The sequence below is a fragment of the Janthinobacterium aquaticum genome, from assembly GCF_009208565.1.
In the GTDB taxonomy this organism is placed as follows: domain Bacteria; phylum Pseudomonadota; class Gammaproteobacteria; order Burkholderiales; family Burkholderiaceae_D; genus Janthinobacterium.
Map to the genome: position 1 here is coordinate 167,045 of NZ_WFLK01000009.1, position 17,637 is coordinate 184,681.

At 61.7% G+C, this 17,637-nt stretch carries 15 protein-coding genes; 8 read left to right on the forward strand and 7 right to left on the reverse strand.

Going from position 1 to position 17,637, the window contains the following annotated elements; genetic code table 11:
- Window positions 1–106 precede the first annotated feature (106 nt).
- Window positions 107–823, forward strand: coding sequence for a 7-cyano-7-deazaguanine synthase QueC (queC, locus tag GCM43_RS15675; protein ID WP_152245889.1), 717 nt, complete (start codon window positions 107–109; stop codon window positions 821–823).
- A 180-nt stretch (window positions 824–1,003) separates the two neighbouring features.
- Window positions 1,004–4,078, forward strand: a complete 3,075-nt coding sequence (locus GCM43_RS15680) for a sensor domain-containing diguanylate cyclase (protein ID WP_152245891.1) — start codon at window positions 1,004–1,006, stop codon at window positions 4,076–4,078.
- Here GCM43_RS15680 and GCM43_RS15685 read toward each other — a convergent pair.
- A complete protein-coding gene (locus GCM43_RS15685; protein WP_152245893.1) occupies window positions 4,047–4,376 on the reverse strand; it encodes a hypothetical protein in 330 nt (109 codons plus the stop codon). The two genes, GCM43_RS15680 and GCM43_RS15685, sit on opposite strands and share 32 nt — an antisense overlap.
- Window positions 4,377–4,636: 260 nt before the next feature.
- On the opposite strand from GCM43_RS15685, the gene GCM43_RS15690 reads away from it, so the two are divergent.
- Entirely contained in the window at window positions 4,637–4,879 is a 243-nt protein-coding gene (locus tag GCM43_RS15690; RefSeq protein ID WP_152245895.1) for a hypothetical protein, read from the forward strand.
- A gap of 57 nt (window positions 4,880–4,936) precedes the next feature.
- On the opposite strand, the gene GCM43_RS15695 is transcribed toward GCM43_RS15690, so the two are convergent.
- Window positions 4,937–5,569 carry an Npun_F0296 family exosortase-dependent surface protein gene (locus GCM43_RS15695; protein WP_152245897.1) on the reverse strand — a complete coding sequence of 211 codons (633 nt, stop codon included), beginning with the start codon at window positions 5,567–5,569 and terminating at the stop codon, window positions 4,937–4,939.
- A gap of 333 nt (window positions 5,570–5,902) precedes the next feature.
- Here GCM43_RS15695 and GCM43_RS15700 point away from each other — a divergent pair, with 333 nt between their 5' ends.
- Window positions 5,903–6,424 carry a hypothetical protein gene (locus tag GCM43_RS15700; RefSeq protein ID WP_152246034.1) on the forward strand — a complete coding sequence of 174 codons (522 nt, stop codon included), beginning with the start codon at window positions 5,903–5,905 and terminating at the stop codon, window positions 6,422–6,424.
- Window positions 6,425–6,509: 85 nt separating this feature from the next.
- On the opposite strand, the gene GCM43_RS15705 is transcribed toward GCM43_RS15700, so the two are convergent.
- Window positions 6,510–8,033, reverse strand: a complete 1,524-nt coding sequence (locus GCM43_RS15705; RefSeq protein ID WP_152245899.1) for a C13 family peptidase — start codon at window positions 8,031–8,033, stop codon at window positions 6,510–6,512.
- 174 nt (window positions 8,034–8,207) lie between these two features.
- Here GCM43_RS15705 and GCM43_RS15710 point away from each other — a divergent pair, with 174 nt between their 5' ends.
- Complete coding sequence (locus GCM43_RS15710) at window positions 8,208–10,151, forward strand: GAF domain-containing sensor histidine kinase (RefSeq protein WP_152245901.1); 1,944 nt, start codon at window positions 8,208–8,210, stop codon at window positions 10,149–10,151.
- A gap of 82 nt (window positions 10,152–10,233) precedes the next feature.
- Here GCM43_RS15710 and GCM43_RS15715 read toward each other — a convergent pair whose 3' ends face one another.
- Entirely contained in the window at window positions 10,234–11,739 is a 1,506-nt protein-coding gene (locus GCM43_RS15715; protein WP_152245903.1) for a response regulator, read from the reverse strand.
- Between the two features lie 404 nt (window positions 11,740–12,143).
- On the opposite strand from GCM43_RS15715, the gene GCM43_RS15720 reads away from it, so the two are divergent.
- On the forward strand, window positions 12,144–12,686 hold the full coding sequence (locus GCM43_RS15720) for a DUF3016 domain-containing protein (protein WP_152245905.1): 543 nt from the start codon (window positions 12,144–12,146) through the stop codon (window positions 12,684–12,686).
- A gap of 19 nt (window positions 12,687–12,705) precedes the next feature.
- On the opposite strand, the gene GCM43_RS15725 is transcribed toward GCM43_RS15720, so the two are convergent.
- The gene (locus GCM43_RS15725; protein ID WP_152245907.1) at window positions 12,706–13,149 is read right to left on the reverse strand and encodes a thioesterase family protein; all 444 of its coding nucleotides are present in this window, start codon (window positions 13,147–13,149) and stop codon (window positions 12,706–12,708) included.
- Window positions 13,150–13,273: 124 nt separating this feature from the next.
- Window positions 13,274–14,740: a PQQ-dependent sugar dehydrogenase gene (locus GCM43_RS15730; RefSeq protein ID WP_152245909.1), complete on the reverse strand. Its 1,467-nt coding sequence runs from the start codon at window positions 14,738–14,740 to the stop codon at window positions 13,274–13,276.
- A 318-nt stretch (window positions 14,741–15,058) separates the two neighbouring features.
- Between GCM43_RS15730 and GCM43_RS15735 the strand changes: the two genes are divergently transcribed.
- Both GCM43_RS15735 and GCM43_RS15740 read left to right on the forward strand, forming a co-directional pair.
- On the forward strand, window positions 15,059–16,165 hold the full coding sequence (locus GCM43_RS15735) for an S-(hydroxymethyl)glutathione dehydrogenase/class III alcohol dehydrogenase (RefSeq protein WP_152245911.1): 1,107 nt from the start codon (window positions 15,059–15,061) through the stop codon (window positions 16,163–16,165).
- A gap of 113 nt (window positions 16,166–16,278) precedes the next feature.
- Complete coding sequence (locus tag GCM43_RS15740; protein ID WP_152245913.1) at window positions 16,279–16,512, forward strand: hypothetical protein; 234 nt, start codon at window positions 16,279–16,281, stop codon at window positions 16,510–16,512.
- Window positions 16,513–16,527: 15 nt separating this feature from the next.
- Here the strand turns inward: GCM43_RS15740 and GCM43_RS15745 are convergent, their stop codons facing one another.
- Window positions 16,528–17,532 (reverse strand): GlxA family transcriptional regulator, encoded by a 1,005-nt coding sequence (locus GCM43_RS15745; protein ID WP_152245915.1) that lies wholly within the window; start codon window positions 17,530–17,532, stop codon window positions 16,528–16,530.
- Window positions 17,533–17,637: the final 105 nt, after the last annotated feature.

Genomic DNA, 17,637 nt, shown 5'->3' on the forward strand with positions numbered 1-17,637 from the left:
ATAGGTAAATTGATGGCGTCCGAATAAGATCTTTTTGCGTCTGGCAAGCACGGCCGCTTGTAGTGCATGATGGTAACAATAATGTTTATTAAATGGAAATATAATTATGCTAGCAACTGACTCCGCACTGGTCCTGTTCAGCGGTGGCCAGGATTCCACTACCTGCCTGGCGTGGGCCCTGAAAAACTACAGCCGTGTAGAAACCATCGGTTTCGATTATGGCCAGCGCCATGCGATCGAACTGACCGTGCGGCCGACCCTGCTCGAACAGATGCGCGCCCAGTCGCCGCTGTGGGCCGGGCGCCTGGGCGAAGATCACATGATCGACCTGTCCCTGATTGCCGCCATTTCCGATACGGCCATGACGCAGAACGTCGAAATCGTGATGCAGGAAAACGGTTTGCCCAATACTTTCGTGCCAGGGCGCAACCTGCTGTTCATGACGGTGGCTGCCACGGTGGCGTACCGCCGCGGCCTGACGGTGCTGGTGGGCGGCATGTGCGAAACGGACTTTTCCGGTTATCCCGATTGCCGCGACGACACCATGAAGGCGCTGCAAGTGGCGCTCAACCTGGGCATGGACACGCGCATGAAGCTGGAAACGCCGCTGATGTGGCTGGACAAGGCGCAAAGCTGGGACCTGGCCGAAAGCCTGGGCGGCCAGCGTCTGGTCGACCTGATCCGTAGCGGCACCCATACCTGCTACCTGGGCGAGCGTGGCGCGTTGCATGACTGGGGCTACGGCTGCGGCACCTGTCCGGCCTGCGCCTTGCGCGCCAATGGTTACCATCAGTACATACAGAGCAAGCAGTCTGGCGCCTGACACTGCCGCCAGTTCAGAGCGTAATAAAGCAATTTTGTAGTCTTTTTGACACAAAATACATTTATGACAGCACGCTGCACGTTACGTGCTATCGTTGATCGTGACGACTGATGGTTAGCCGCAGCCGATGCTGCGCACCGGCCGTCATCAGGTTTTATTCGATCAGCCATGCCGCCCGCCATGAACAAACGCGTCCAGCCGTCGTTTTTTTCCAAGCCGCCATCGGATTGGGTCGGACCGCGCCTGTTTGCCGCTCTGGTGCTGACCTTGTGCCTGAGCCTGACGTATGGCGCCTGGCGCACGGCCAGCGACGCCAGCGCCCAGCAGGTGCGCCTCGATTTTGATTTTCGCGTACGCGAACTGGTCAGCCATATCAACCATCGCATGCGCGCCTACAGCGAAGTGCTGTACGGCGTGCAGGGGCTGTACGCCAGCTCCCGGGAAGTCACGCGCAGCGAATTTCACGCCTATCTGGCGGCGCAGGATATTGCCCGCCACTTCCCGGGCATACTGGGCATCGGCTATGTACCGCTGTTGCCCGGCGCACAGGGCATGGAGCACGAAGCCCTGGCGCGCGCGCAGGGCGTGCCCGACTACCATATCCACCCGCCGGGCCAGCGGCCCTGGCTTGCGCCGGTGACCTATCTGGAACCCGACAGCGCCGCCAACCGCAGCGCGCTGGGCTACGACCTGTGGTACGAGCCGGTGCGCCGCGCCGCGCTGGAAGAAGCGCGCGACAGCGGCCAGGTCGCGATGACCGGCAAGCTGCACCTGGTGCAGGATGGCGAGGCACGTGACACCGGCGCCGGCAGCTATGGCTTCCTGCTGGTGATGCCCGTGTATGACAATGCGCTGGCGCATGACAGCGTGCCGGCGCGCCGCGCGGCGCTGCGCGCCTGGATATTTGCGCCGTTTCGCATGGCCGACCTGATGGCCGGCGTGGGGGGCGAAGCGTCGCGCCTGCTGGACCTGGAAATCTACGACGGCGAGCAGGTTGCGCCTGCTGCGCTGATGCTTGACAGTATTGCCGATCCGCCTGCGGCGGCGCCCGCCGATCAGTTATCGTCGCAGCAGGTGATCCGGCCCGCCGGCCATGCCTGGACGGTGCGCGTGCGCGCCATGCCCGGTTTCGATGGCGATATCCTGGCGCGGCCGCGCGGCGTAGCCTGGACCGGCCTGCTGGTCAGCGTGGTGCTGGCGCTGGCCACCTGGCTGCTGGCGGCCAGCCGCACCAACGCCAGGCTGGCGCTGGCGCGCGCCAGCGAACTGGCGGCGCAACTTGAACAGGGGCAGGCCAGTGTGCTGGCAATGGCCGAAGCCGCACAGCGCAGCCAGGCCATGCTGCGCAATATCCTTGACGCCACCATCGACGGCATCCTGGTCGACAATGGCGACGGTCGCATCGTGACCTCGAACCGGCGTTTTCGCGATTTGTGGCAGGTGCCCGATGCACTGGACTGGCAAGCCGACGGGGCTGAGCTGGTGCGCCATGTGCAAAGCCAGCTGGAGCAGGCTGCGCCGTTTCTTGGCGCCGGCCTGCCACCGCCGCATGGTCATCGCGAACAGCGCGAGGTGCTGCAGCTGCGCGACGGTCGCGTCATCGAGCAATATATGCGTAGCATGCAGCTGGGCAATGAGCAGGCGCGCCTGTGGACGTTTCGCGATATCAGCGAGCGCAGCGTGGTCGAGCGGCGCGAAAGCACGCGCCGCCAGGTGCTGGAAATGCTGGCCACCGGCGCGCCGCTGGAGCGGGTGCTCGAAAGCGTGGTGCTGGCGTTGCAGGCCGAGCATCCGGCCATGCTGTGCAGCATCTTGCTGCTCGATGAAAGCCGGCACCGGCTGGTGCTGGGCGCCGCGCCTGGCCTGCCGGCGTTTTTCAACCTGGCCAGCCATGGCCATGGTCTCGACATGCTGCAGGGCGTGCATGGCATTGCCGCCCAAAGCGCGTGCAGCGGCGAACGCCTGTGCGTGTCCGACTTGCGCAGCCTGGCGCAACCGCCCGAAGCGATGGAGCTGGCCTGGCGCGCCCAGTTGCAAGCTGCCTGGGCCGAGCCGGTGCGTGGTGCTTCGGGCAAGCTGCTGGGCGTGCTGATGGCTTACCACCGCCAGCGCGCCACGCCTGGTGCTGCGCATCTGGCGCGCCTGAGCGAGGCGGCGCAGCTGGCCGGCATGGCCATCGAGCAGGCGCAGGTAGCGCTGGCGCTGCGCGCCGGCGAAGCGCGCTTTCGCAGCCTGTACGATCATGCGCCGGTGGCCTTGTGGGAGCAGGACTGGTCGGCCGCGCGCGCTGCACTCGAGGCGCTGGCGCAAGCGGGCGTGCAGGATATGGAGGCCCATTTCAAGTCGCATCCTGAAGAGCTGGTCCGCTTGGCGGGGCTGGTGCGCATTATCGACGCCAATGGCGCGGCGCTGGCGCAGGTGCGCGCCAGTGCCGACCAGCAGCGGCGCGGCGTGCTGAGCCTGGCGCAGAACTTTGACGGCAACGCCTTGTCCGGCTTTGGTTCGGCCTTGCTGGCGCTGGCCGGCGGCGCCCATCTGTACGAGTGTGAAAGCAGCTTTGTACGGCTCGATGGCGCGGTTCGGCAAAATGAACTGAGCATGCTAGTCATGCCCGGCCATGCCGATACGCTTGATTTCGTGATGCTCTCGTCGCTCGACATTACCGAACGCAAGCGCATGAATGAGGAACTGCTGCAACTGGCGACCACCGATTTCCTGACGGGCCTGCCGAACCGGCGCCAGTTCATGACCATGCTGGAAAACGAACATGCACGCCTGCAGCGCGAGCTGGCCAGCAGTGCCACCGTGCTGATGCTCGATATCGATCATTTCAAGCGCGTCAACGACGAATACGGCCATGCGGTCGGCGATATCGTGCTGCGCCACCTGGGGGCGCTGCTATGGCAGCAGTTGCGCAAGGTCGATGTGCCGGGGCGCGTGGGCGGCGAGGAGTTTGCCGTGCTGTTGCCCGGTACCGAACTGGCGCAAGCGGCGGTGTTTGCCGAGCGCCTGCGCCGGCGTGTTGCCGACAGCACGGTGGCGCTCGATAGCGGCATCGTGCTCAATGTCACCATCAGTGTCGGCATGGCCGCCATGTCCGGTACCGATGCGCATTGCGACGCCGTGCTGGCGCGCGCCGACGAAGCCCTGTACCGCGCCAAGCGTGGCGGACGCAACCGGGTCGAACAGAATCACGACGGCGCCAGCGCGGTGCTCAGCAAGTTCATGGCTGGTTCTGACGGCGATCGCGTCTGACCAGCATCCAGATCAGCGCCACGGCCAGCAAAGGCAGCAGCAGGGGCGAACTGAACACCAGCGCCAGCAGCACCAGCATGCCCAGCACGCATGCCAGCAGCAGACCCACGCCCGCCGCCACCACGCCGACCAGTATCGCCGCGCCCAGCAATGCTGCGCCCGCCACCACCATGCCGAACAGCCATTCAAAAGGTCCGTCGAGATCGTTGCCGTTGATATGCAGGTCAGCCGTGCCGACTTTGTCGAGGAACAGGCAGAGCAGCATCAGGATCAGGGCGAAAGTCAGGATTTTTTTCATGGCGGGCCTCGTTGCGTTCAAAGTGGTGATGAGGCCACTGTAGCGCTGCACCGGCATGCCTGCCAGCCGCGTGCGACAGACGGTCATTTTGCAGGAATGGAATGAATATTATCGGATGGATTGCCGGTTCGGCCTGGGTAGGTTGCCTGCCGCAACTTTCTTTTCCGGACCTTATCGTCTTGTAATACCGGCAGGGCGTTCTATACTGAATGCCTGATCCGCCGTCTTGATTCCTGCCTCAACCCAGCAAGGAGGACGTCATGCCTGTGTTTGCCGTTGCAGGGGCTCAATCGCTAGCCCCGCACCTGTTTTCCAACCTTCGTCACACGCGCCAGCGTAGCGCCGTGCAGTCCTGTGCCGAGCCTGTCGGCGCGCCATCGGCCATTCCGCCGATTATTATCAATCCTTTCAATTATCATGTGCCGCTGCCGGCCATCGATCCCCGTTGGACGCCGCCCGGACCGCCGCTGACCTGGCCGGCGCGGCCGGCCAGGTTGATGTAATGAAAATCGTGCTGCGGCCATGCGGGCCGCAGCACGATATTGCTCAGGTTTTATCGCTCAGGTTTTGCGGCGCAGCATAAAGCCCATCAGTCCCAGGCCGACCAGCAGCATGGCGTAGGTGCCTGGCTCCGGCACGGCGCTGATCAGCGCGTGGTTGTCGGTTTCAAAGGCATTGCCAGTCGAGATGAACTTTACCGACGTAATATTCTGACCCTGGCTGGCAAAGGCATTGATGTACATGCCGAGCGAGCGGTCGCCATTGGCGGGATTGCCTGCCAGTGCGGCCAGCTGCGTGCCGGTCATGGTGATGGAAGACTGGTCGGAAAAATTGTATTGCACGCTGTTATATTTGTCCGGCGAGCCCATGTAGAAGCCGAAATAGCTGAGGCCGCCGGTAAACGTGGCAATCACCGGCGAACTCTGGTTCGATGAAATGCCGGCCGACATATATGGCGAGGTATCGTTCGGCAGCGCCGCATGATTGCCGGTGGTGCCGCTGAAGATCGTGGCGCCAGAGTAGTTTGCCGGAATGATGTTGTCGTTGAAGTCGATGGTGGTGGCGCCGGCAACCGAGGTGACCAGGCCTTCGCCGGCAAGTGCGGTGCCGCCGGAGGTAAAGGTTGGGACGGCGCTGGCTGCGCCTGCTGCGGCTGCCAGTGCCAGGAAAGCCATGCTAGGCAAGAGTTTCATGTTTGTTCCCTCTGTAATGGTTATGATTTTTTGACGCAATTGCGGTATAGCGCGTGCGGCGTGCAGGGACGGGGGACGCCGGAAATTACTCTTGGCCAATTAATGTAATTATGAAACTTTTTAATATAAAAATTATAATTTTAAATTGCGTTTTTATAATAGTTCGCTTTGCGCGATATCAAAGGCAAATTGCTAGAGTCTCGCTACTAGATTGATCGCTTGCATATTTGGCGATCTCGGCTATGGCGCCATGCGCCGCGCTTTGCCAAACAGCGGCATAAGGCCCCGATTTGGACTATCATGCTAGCCCCGAACCATCTGACGAGCAGCGCCATGAGCAGCGAAATTCCCGAAGTTCCCGAACATGATTCCGAGAGCGATGTCGAGCAGCACAACGATGCGCCGATCCAGGAGCCGCGCCTGTGGGTGGGCAACGGCTGGACGGCGCGCGTGATCAAGAATGAAGAAGACGAAGGCTGGGCGGTGGCCATGATCAAGGACGGCGAGCCGGAACCGGCCCTGGTCGGCCCGTGGACCATGGGGCGCGACAAGAAAAACCCCAAGCCGCTCGATGTCAACGCCTTCAATACGCTGGTCAAGACTGCTTCCGAAGTATTGCGCCGCCACGAGCAGCAGCTGCATGCGCAGCTGCATAAAAGCCTGTATGTCGGCACCGACGACGGCCAGGTCAAGGTGATGTTCGACATCGTGCCCGACGAAGATCATCCGTACGCCGAACTGAGCGCCTACGACGCAGACGGCGAGCAGATCGCCAAGGTGCGCACTTCGGCCGCCTTCAAGTTCAACGCCACGTCGGCGGCGAACTGGATCGAAGGCGGCTATCGCAAGGTTTAAGCGGCGCTTGCCGTTGCCGGGCGCGTCGGCGCGGGCCAGGCATGGCGCCGATGACCGCGCAGGTCAGCCGCCATAGTTGCCATGCCTACCTGTTTTGTTCCCGCCAGGCCTTGAGCTGCGCGCCGATCGCCTTGCCCTGGTAGATCTGCGGCTCAGAATGCTCTTCCTCGCCCAGGCCTTGTTCCTGGAAGTCAGCTTTTTCACGCGCGCGCACCAGTGCCCGGGCCGTGTCGAAGGCAGCCGCAAAGCTGCTGCTGCCAGGCAGCGCCTGCTTGAAATAGGCTTCGCTGAAATAGGTGAAGTCGTTCTGATCGTCGCAGCCAAACGAGGTGCGGTCAGCGCGCGCGGCCGTGATGATCAGGGTATTGTCGTCTTTCAGGGCATCGATAAAGCCGCCCGCATAGCAGGCTGAAATGACGATCACCTTCCAGCGGATGGCGCTGTGCTTGAGCATGGCGGCCAGTTCGGTTGCAGGCAGGTTGTGCAGATCCATGCCGTTTTGCGCCAGCGCCAGTTCATGGCCGGGCGAGCCGTGGCTGGTCAGGAACAAAAACAGGATGTCCTGCTGCGTGTTCATTTTCGCCCCCAGCGCATCGAGGCTGGTGCGGATGCTGGTGCGGGTGGCCATCGGCTGCTGCGCTACCGTATTGCGGCTGTTGACCAGCGCCAGCGAACGGCCAAGCGTGCCATAGTCGCGGTCGAACTGCTGCTGCACGAAAGCCGTTTCACGCCGGAACACTTCCTGTGCGCCATCGCCGCCCACTGCCAGCAGGTACAGATTGATCGCCTTGGCCGGATCGCGCGGCAGCACATTGGCAAGGCTGCGTTCGAGCAGCGCCTGCTGGCCGTACAGGGCCAGCTCGATATTGTCGCGCGTGAGCTTGTCGGCCGCAGGATCGTCGAGCTGGCCTTCGACCCAGTTGCCGCTGTCGCTGGCGCGCCCGTCGGCATGGTGCAGCACGCCAGCGCCATCGAACAAACCATTGCTGAAGTGGCCTTCGTAGCGGTCACCGTCCGGCGTGCGCAGCACGCCCACGCCATCGAATTTCCAGTCTTTCAGTTCGCCTTCATAGACGATGCCGTCGGGCGTCTTGACCTGCATCGGCCCTTGCGGCTGGCCTTGTGCGAACTTGCCCTTGAAGACCACGCCGTCGCTGTCGGTCAGGATGCCGGCGCCATGTGGTTTCCAGTTGCGAAACGTGCCGACATAGCTGCCGCCATCGGGGCCGCGATAGCTGCCGGCCCCGTCGAAATTGCCGTTGACAAAGGTGCCGGCATACACTTCGCCCTTGGGCGAGGTATAGCGGCCCTGGCCATCGAAAGCACCCTGGCGGAATTGTCCTTCGTAGCGCACGCCCGACGGCTGGCGCAAGCTGCCTTGGCCGCTGAATACGCCGCGCGCAAAGCCCCCTTCGTAGTAGGCGCCGCTCGCATATTCGAGCCGGCCTTTGCCGTGCATCCTGCCGTCGACCAGCGGACCGAAATAGCGGCCGCCATCGGCTGTCTGGGCGTTCGGTGCGGCACTGGCCGCCGCTGCAAACAGCGGGGGCGCGGCCAGCAGCAGGGCGGCAAGCAAAGCGCAGCGCAAACGGGAGGGCGAGGCATTCATGGGTATCGGCCGGCAAAAAGAATCGCCTAGTCTGCCATTGTCTGGCCCGGGTGGCAAATGGCTGTTGCGGTAAAAGTGCTTTATGAAAAAACGCTGCCTTTATGTCGTGCCAGGCAGAAGGTGAACTGCTAATATTGTTTTTTGGAATCTAAGTAATCAAGGGCAAGGAACTGTATGGAAAGTCGTCTCCGCCGTCTCGAAGCTGTGCAAACTGTATTGCTGGAAATTGGCCAGCGTTCGAGCACCTGCAGCGATGTCCGCGAATTTTTGCAGGCCGTGCATGCGGCGCTGGGCCGTATCATGTATGCGGCGAACTTTTATGTGGCGCTGAGCGACCATGACGACGGCCTGGTGCGGTTTCCGTATTTTGTCGATGAATTCGATCCGGCGCCCGATCCGCAAGCCGGCGTGCGCCTGGCTAGCGCCAAGCAGTCGCCTACTGCCTGGGTGATCGTCAACCGCAAGCAGCTGGTGATGACGGCCGGTGACGACGCCATGCGCGCCATCGATGGCGGCGCCTGGGGCGGCGGCACTGCCGCCGAACACTGGATCGGTTGTCCGCTGCTCGACCAGCAGCACCAGGCGCTGGGCGCCATCGTGATCCAGAGCTACGATGCGCAACACCGCTACAGCCAGGAAGACCAGGCGCTGTTTGCGCTGATCGCCACCCATGTGTCGAGCGCGCTGGCGGGCATGCAAAGCCTGGATCGGCTGGAAAAGGCGGTGCAGGAGCGCACGGCGCTGCTGGCCCATGAAGTGGCCGAGCGGCGCCGCGCGGAAAGCCTGCAGCATGCACTGTACGAGATTGCCAACCTGTCGGCGCAAACCTCGGACGCCAGCACCTTGTACAGGAAGTTGCATGCGATTATCAGCGAGCTGGTCTCTGCCAAGAATTTCCTGATTGCCCTGTATCACCCCGATAACGCCGAGATCACCATTCCGTACTTTGTCGATGAAAAAGATGCGCAGGCGCCGGTCCAGCGCTTCGATTACGGCGTGGGCATGAGTTCGTATATTCTGGCGCGGCGCCAGGCCTGCCTGCTCGACGCCGCCAGCTACGCCGCGCTGGTGGCCAGCGGTGAAATCAATGAGCCGCTGGGCAACGCCGGCATTGCCAGCTGGATGGGCGCGCCGATGCTACTGGGCGAACGCGCGTATGGCGTGCTGATCGTGCAAAGCTATGACAGTTCGGTGGTGTATGGCCAGGCCGAGCTCGATGTGCTGGCCTTTATGGCCAGCCATGTGGCGGTCGCCATGGCGCGCATCCAGGCCGAGCACGCCAGGCGCCAGGCCAAAAAAGCGCTGGAAGAGCAGAACGCGGCGCTCAACAGCGCCTTGAGCGCGCTGCAGGAGGCCCAGTCGGAGCTGGTACGCCAGGAAAAGCTTGCTTCGCTGGGCCGCCTGGTGGCCGGCGTGGCGCATGAAATCAATACCCCGCTGGGCATCTGCGTGACCGCCACCAGCCACCTGGTGCAGGAGCTCAAACTCACGCGTGAAGACCTGGACGCCGGCCAGCTCGACGAAGACGGTCTGCAGCAGTTTTTCGAGATTATCGACCAGACCTTGCGCATCATGACCACCAATACCCAGCGCGCCGCGGCGCTGGTGCGCAGCTTCAAGCAGGTGGCGGTGGATCAGTCATCGGATGAACTGCGCAACTTCAACCTGCGCAAGTATATCGATGAGGTGCTGCTGTCGCTGCAACCGAAGCTCAAGGGCAAGCCGATCACGGTGGAGGTCGAATGCCCGCCGGCGCTGCAACTGCGCAGCTACCCGGGCGCGGTGTCGCAGATCATCACCAATATGGTGGTCAATTCGCTGGTCCATGGTTTTGCCGAAGGCGAGCCGGGCGTGATCCGCATCCATGTGCGCAGCGAAGCAGAGATGCTCGAGCTCGATTACAGCGACGATGGCCTGGGCATGGACAACACCACGCTGGCGCAGTTGTTCGACCCCTTCTTTACCACCAAGCGCGGCTCGGGCGGCAGCGGCCTGGGCGCGCATATCCTGTATAACCTGGTGACTGGGCCGCTGGGCGGCACCGTCAAGGTGGCCAGCGCGCCGGGCATGGGTCTGCACTACAAGATCCGCTTTCCGCTCGAGCCGAAGGCGGCGTAATCCGACAACATTGTTGACGCTTGTGGTGTTGTCGGATTACGCGGGCCTTGCCCCGCTAATCCGACCTACCACGTCATTCGACTCAGTCGGGGAAACGCTGGTTCAGCGCCAGCGCTTCGTCCAGGTTGGCGATCAGCAGCTCCACATATTGCGGATCGAGGTGGCTGCCGCTCACTTCGCGCAGATAGCTGACCACGCGTTCGAGCGGCCAGGCTTCCTTGTAGCAGCGCTTGTGCATCAGCGCGTCGAACACGTCGGCCACGGCGGCAATGCGCGCGTACTTGTGGATCGATTCGCCAACCAGGCCTTGCGGATAGCCGCTGCCGTCGTATTTTTCATGGTGCTGGTGGGCGATCACGGCGGCAGCTTTGAGCAGCGGACGCTGCGAGCCGTCGAGTATCGACATGCCGACCGTCGGGTGCTGCTTCATGATTTCCCATTCCTCGGCGTCAAGCTTGCCCGGCTTGAGCAGCACCGCGTCGGGAGTGGAAATCTTGCCGATATCGTGCATCGGCGCCGCGTAGCGCAACACCATGGTTTCTTCATCCGACATGCCCGACGCCTTGGCCAGCAGCTGGCATACTTCGGCCATGCGGCGCACATGGTTGCCGCCTTCGTGCGAACGCGATTCCACCACGTCGCCCAGGCGCAGGATCAGTTCGGCCTGGGTGTCGGTGATTTCCTGGGTCAGCAAAATATTGTCAAAGGCAATCGCCACGCCAGAGCAGAACACTTCGAGCAACTGCGCGTCAACGTCGGAAATCTCTTCCACCCCCTTCAGTACCAGCAACGAGGCCTTGCCGCTGCTGTTGGGGAAGTAGCCGACGTAGGTGTCGCCATGCAGGCGTGAAATCTTGTTGCTCTTGGCATCGTCGAGCTGCGACAGCAGGGCAGGGCTCAGCATGGCGTCGTCGGTGTCGCCGATCTGCGCCAGGATTTCGTAGTCCTGTTCGCCACTGATGGCGCTGGCGCCGCGCAGGCGCAGCAGCATGCTCGTTTCCAGGCGCAGCAGCGCCACCACCTGCTGCAGCAGGCCGCTGGCAAAGTCGCGCAGGTTGCGCTGCTTGAAGATATGCGCCGACGCGGCAATCACGCGTTCGAGCCCTTCGCGGTAATGCAGCTGTGCCAGGCGCGCCTCTTCGACTTTCATGATGTCGCGGTAGGCGCGCAGGGCGGCAAAGGTGGTGGTAAACAGCTTGGTGCGGTCGAGCTCGGTCTTTTCCTTGTAATCGTTGATGTCATAGTTGACGATCACGCGCTCTTCGGGCGCCTGCCCCGGCTGGCCGGTGCGCAGCACGATGCGCGTAAACTGGTTGCCCAGTTCTTCGCGCATCCAGCGCGCCACTTCCAGGCCGCTGTCTTCGCGCTCCATCACCACATCGAGAAACACCAGCGCAATGCCGCTTTCGCGCGCCAGCACCTGCTTGGCTTCTGCCCCGCTGTACGCATGCACGAAACTGAGGGCGCGTCCTTCCAGGCGGAAGCGGCTCAGGGTCAGTTTGGTGATGTCATGGATATCGGGTTCATCGTCGACGAGCAGGACTTTCCAGGGCGCTAACTTGGGCGAAGCTGAAGACAAAAATGACATAAGGGCGGGTTCCGCTAAAGGGCATAACTGACGCAAGCGCGTGGCGCAAGGGCATGACTGAGGTCACGTCACACTAGTGCATTCTGTCGATTGTAGACCGCCAGCTAAGTATTAACAACAGGCAAGAAAAATTGTCCGGTTTCCATGCAACAGTGCTTTACAGTACATAAATTACTGGATAAATGATTTTATCGCGCAAGCAATTGTGATTTGAAAGCAATACTTTATTTTTGTCAACATTTCTGCAAATTACATGAGCAAAAACTGTTGATATTGTTATCAGGAAAAGATCGTAACAAGGTATGAATTTCCTTGAGAGCTGGCGCCATGCGCGTATATTGAGACGAAGGTGGTAATCGAATTGTCCGGCATGCAGACCGGGCCATAACGTGAAAGGATGCAAGATGAAGTCGACTTTGCGAGGCGCGCTGGCCGCCGGTCTGGTGATGTTTGCCGGCAGTGGCGCATGGGCTGCTGCCCCTGCCGCCGCTGCTGATGCTGCCCAGCCGGCAGCGGTCGAGGTGCGCTATGACAAGCCTGAACAGTTTAGCGACGTCTCGTTCGATCCGCGCAAGCGCGAAGACGCCCTCACGCAACTGGCGCGGCATTTTGAAAAGCTGGGCCGTTCGCTGCCAGCCGGCCAGCACCTGAAAATCGATGTCACGGACGTCGACCTGGCAGGCAGGGAAGACCCGCGCCTGCGTGGCATCAACGATATCCGCATTCTCAACGGCGGTGTGGACTGGCCGCGCATGACCTTGCACTACGTGCTGGAGCAGGACGGCAAGGTGCTGCGCAGCGGCGATGCCAGGCTGTCCGATATGTCGTATCTGAACCGCCTGAACCGCTACAGCAGCAGCGAGCCATTGCGCTACGAGAAACTGATGATGGACGAATGGTTTGACAAGACCTTTGACATCTCTGCCGCCCGGCAAGCCAGCCGCTAGACGGCGTAGTTGAAGTGATTTAGTCGATCCAGTTCACCTGGGGAAATTTGCTGCCGAAATCCTCGGGCATGGGCACCACTTCGCTGCGCTTGTAGTTAAAAAAGACAAACCCTGATTTCGCCATGGCGATCAGGGTATTGTCGCGTGGGCGCGTGATGCGGAAGGTGATGTCGCCACCGTACTTGTTGAAGTCCATCACGCCCACTTCAAACAACAACTGGTCGCGCGCATGGGCTTCGGCGCGGTAGGTGGTGGCCAGGTCGGTCACGATAATGCCGTTGCCGTCCGCTTCCACATCGCGCACGCCGTATTCAAACAGGAAGCGGGCGCGCGCTTCTGAAATCATGGAAATCATCGAGTCGTTGCCGAGATGATTGCCGGCATTGATATCCGTGGTGCGTACCGTCAGTTGCGAGGTATAGCAATACTGGTCTTCGGGAAATTCAAGTTTCAATCGGGCCATGTGGGTCTCTTGAGCTGGGTCGCGAAGTGCGGCAGAAACTTATTTTAGCCTGTTTTTCTTTCACTTTCGCATATGGCCGAGCCGGGCGCCGCGCATGACGGCGCCCCTTGCATGCGCTCAGGTGCTATTGCCGTACTATGCGATAGACCTTGCCATTGCTGCTGAGCATATACAGTTCCTTGCGTCCATCCTGGCCAAAGGACAGGATATTGCCGACATTGCTGATGCCCCAATCCTTGACGCTAGACGCGCTGCCATTGCTGACGCTGAAGCTTTTCAGCCAGCCGCTGCAGTAATCGGAATACAGGTACTGGCCCGCCAGTTCCGGCAGCGCTGCGCCACGGTACACATAGCCGCCCGTAATCGAGCAGCCGCCCGCACTGTCATGGCCGTACTCGACCAGCGGCAGCACCAGGCCAGTCTGGCTGCAGTTGCTGCTGTTGTAGCACTGCGTGCCTTCCATGATGTTCCAGCCGTAATTGTTGCCGGCCTGGCTCACGGCGCGCACATTGACCTCTTCCACGTTGGCCTGGCCGACATCGGCGATATACAGCTGTTGCGCCGTGCTGTCGAAAGCATAGCGCCATGGGTTGCGCAGGCCGTAGGCCCAGATTTCAGCGCGCTTGCCTGCCACGCCGGCAAAGGGATTGCCGGCTGGAATCGCATACGGCTGGGCGCTGCTGCTGGCGTTGACGTCCAGTCGCAGCAATTTGCCCAATAGCACATTCTGGTTCTGTGCATTGCCCTGCGGGTCGCCACCGCCGCCGCCGTCACCGGTGCCCAGGTACAGATAGCCATCGGGACCAAAGCTGACCAGGCCGCCATAGTGATTGGTATAGGTCGGATGCGCGATCGTGATAATGACCAGGCTGCTCAGTGCGTCGGCCAGGTTGGGGTTGCCGGCGGACACCTGGCGCCGCTCGATCACGATATCGCCGGCCAGGTTGGTGTAGTACAGGAAGAAATAGCCATTGCTCGCGTATTGCGGATGGAAAGCCATCGACAGCAGCCCCCGTTCGCCGGTGGTGCTGGTCAGGTTGCTGATGTCGAGAAATGGCGTGGGCAGCAAGTTGCCGTTTTCCACCACGCGGATGCGCCCGGCGCGCTCGATAATGAACAGGCGGCTGTCGTTATCGGGCGCCGTCAGGAAGGTGGGGGCGTTCAGGCCGCTGGCCACCTCCTGCAGGCGCAGCGCCAGCGGCGCCGTGGCCGCATAGCTGACGCTGGCGCTGGCCGTGGCGCCGGCGCTGACCGTGACCTGCTGCGTCAGTGGCGTAGGAGCCAGGCTGCCGGTGCCGTTGGCAATATTGGTGGCAACGATCGTGTAGCTGCCGGGCACCAGCGCGTCGAGGGTGGCGCCGGCCGTCAGCGCGCGGCTGTAGGCGTTCGGACCGCTGACGGTCACGGCGCCGGCCAGGCCGGCCGGCACGCCGGCGATCGTGATGCTCAAGCTGCCGGTCGTGGCCGGCGGCGGCGTGTTGTCGTCATCGTCGTGGCCGCCGCCACACGATGCCAGCAGGGTCATGCAGAGCAGAAAGAACAGCGCCAGCAGGGAACGCGGCGTGGTGCCGAAGGAAGGTCGATTGCGCATGTCAGTCTCCAGATGGAACGACAGAGTCGCCTGTCATCAGGTAGATAACAGGGCCGGGCAAAAGTTCGTCTTGTCGTCTGCATGCCTGATCAGGATCAAGATCGCTGCGTGCAAGGCAACAGTGGCCAATAAGCTGGCGCCAGCTTACGCCGGCTGCCAGCGGCAAACCGTGCGCTGCTGCACACGCCCTGTCGCACCCGCTGGGCTGGCGTCTGCGGACAAAGGCAAGGCGTTTTCAGACAAGCTGGGCATTTGCACTATGGTCCTGTGCGCCGGCACGGCATAATGCCGACATCTGAAACCGCGCAGGAGCAAAGCATGAAAACCAAAGCAGCCGTGGCCTGGAAGGCCGGCGCCCCCCTGACCATTGAAACCGTCGACCTGGCCGGCCCGCGCGAAGGCGAGGTGCTGATCGAGCTGAAAGCCACCGGCATTTGCCATACCGATTACTACACGCTGTCGGGCGCTGACCCGGAAGGCATCTTCCCGGCCATCCTGGGCCATGAAGGCGCCGGCATCGTGGTCGATGTCGGCCCGGGCGTGAAAACGCTGAAAAAAGACGACCATGTGATTCCGCTGTACACACCGGAATGCCGCGAGTGCAAGTTCTGCCTGTCGCAGAAAACCAATCTGTGCCAGAAAATCCGCAGCACCCAGGGCCGCGGCCTGATGCCCGACGCCACCAGCCGTTTCTCGCTCGACGGCAAGCCGTTGTTCCACTACATGGGCACGTCGACCTTTTCGAACTACATCGTGGTGCCGGAAATTGCTCTCGCAAAAATCCGTGAAGATGCGCCGTTCGACAAGGTGTGCTATATCGGTTGCGGCGTGACCACCGGCGTGGGCGCAGTGCTGTTCTCGGCCAAGGTCGAGGCTGGCGCCAATGTGGCCGTATTTGGTCTCGGCGGTATCGGCCTCAATGTGATCCAGGCTGCGAAAATGGTCGGTGCCGACAAGATCATCGGTATCGACATCAATCCGGCGCGCCAGGCCATCGCGCGCAAGTTCGGCATGACGCACTTTATCAACCCGAACGAAGTGGAAAACGTGGTTGACGCCATTGTGCAGATCACCGACGGCGGCGCCGATTACAGTTTTGAATGCGTCGGCAACACCACGCTGATGCGCCAGGCGCTCGAGTGCACCCACAAGGGCTGGGGCAAGTCCTTCATTATCGGCGTGGCGGCGGCCGGCCAGGAAATTTCCACCCGTCCGTTCCAGCTGGTGACGGGACGCGAATGGCGCGGTTCGGCCTTTGGCGGCGCGCGCGGGCGCACCGACGTGCCGAAGATCGTCGACTGGTATATGGAAGGCAAGCTCAATATCGACGACCTGATCACGCATCGCCTGCCGCTCGAACGCATCAACGAGGGCTTTGACCTGATGAAGAGCGGCGAATCGATCCGCTCGGTGGTGCTGTACTAAATCAGCAACACTTCCGGGGCCGTTTCAATCCCGTTTCAAGCGTGCGCTGTACTTGGCAGGCCGCCCCTGCTAACGTGGGGGCATCGTCATCCACTTTGAACGGGGAGGCCCCAATGTTTGCTACTGCCTATCTGCTGACCCTGCGCCGCATGCTGCCGGTGTTTATCGGTGGCGCCCTGGCGTCCCTGCTGGCGCTGTGGTGGCGCGATGTGGCCATCCTGGCGACACCGGCCATCTGGCTCGGCTTGCTGGCCACCTATCTGCTGGCGGCGCTGGTATTTACGCCACTGGCCTGGCATCGTCACCAGTTGGCGACGCGCCATGTACGCACCGGCAAGTCGCGCTAGCTAATTACCTCTTTCTTACGCCGCCGTGCTGGAAAAGCGCGCGCGGTAGTCGCGCGGCGTAATGCCCAGCTTGCGCTGAAACAGCCGGCGCAGTCTTTCTTCGCTCTGCAGGCCGGTTTGCGCGGCAACCTGCTTCAGGGATGTCATATTGTCTTCCAGCAGCCGCCGCGCCGCTTCAAAGCGCGCCGTTTCAATAAATTCGGTCGGGCTGGCGCCGGTTTCGCGCTGGAATACGCGCGTAAAGTTGCGCTCGCTCATGGCCAACCGCGACGCCAGCAGCGGCACGCCCAGCTCCTCGGCCAGATGCTCGATAATCCAACCCTGCAGCTGGCGGATGGTCGGGTGGGTGGTCATCTGGCTCGACAGATGCACTGAAAACTGCGACTGGCCGCCTGGTCGCTTCAGGTACACCACCAGGTCGCGCGCCACTTCGAGCGCAATGTCGCGGCTGAAATCTTCTTCCACCAGCGCCAGCGCCAGGTCGATGCCGGCCGTCACGCCGGCCGAGGTCCAGAATTTTCCCTCGCGGACAAAGATGGCATCGGCATTGACCTCGATCTGCGGATAGCGCCGGCGCAGGCTGTCGACCGCGCTCCAGTGGGTGGCCGCGCTCTTGCCGTTCAGCACGCCAGCCTCGGCCAGGAAAAAGCAGCCGGTGCACAGCGCCGCCAGCGTATCGATGCGCGGTGCGGCTTCCCGCACCCAGGCGGCAATCGCCGGTATGTCTTCCAGCACCTCTTCCACGTTATGGCAGCCGACGATCACAGCCAGGTCCGGCAGGCGGTTGACGTCGAGCGCAGCGGTGGCCTGCAGCGACATCAGCGTGTCCGACTCGACCGGGCCGGCAGCGGTTGACACAATACGCACATCGTAGCCGCCCGGCAAATTGCGCAGCCGCAGATGGGTATTGGCGTAATCAAACACCTTCATGGCGCCGATCGCTTCGAGCGCCTTGAAGCCGGGGTAGACAATAATATCGACGCTGCGCAAGGGAACTTGTTGCTGGGTATGCTTGATCATGCGGAATATGAGAAGGCGGAAAATGCTTTGATAATGCAACAACGTGAGACAATGTTTGCGTATCAGCTTAGCATGAATCACTCCGGCCACTCCTGGCCTGATCTC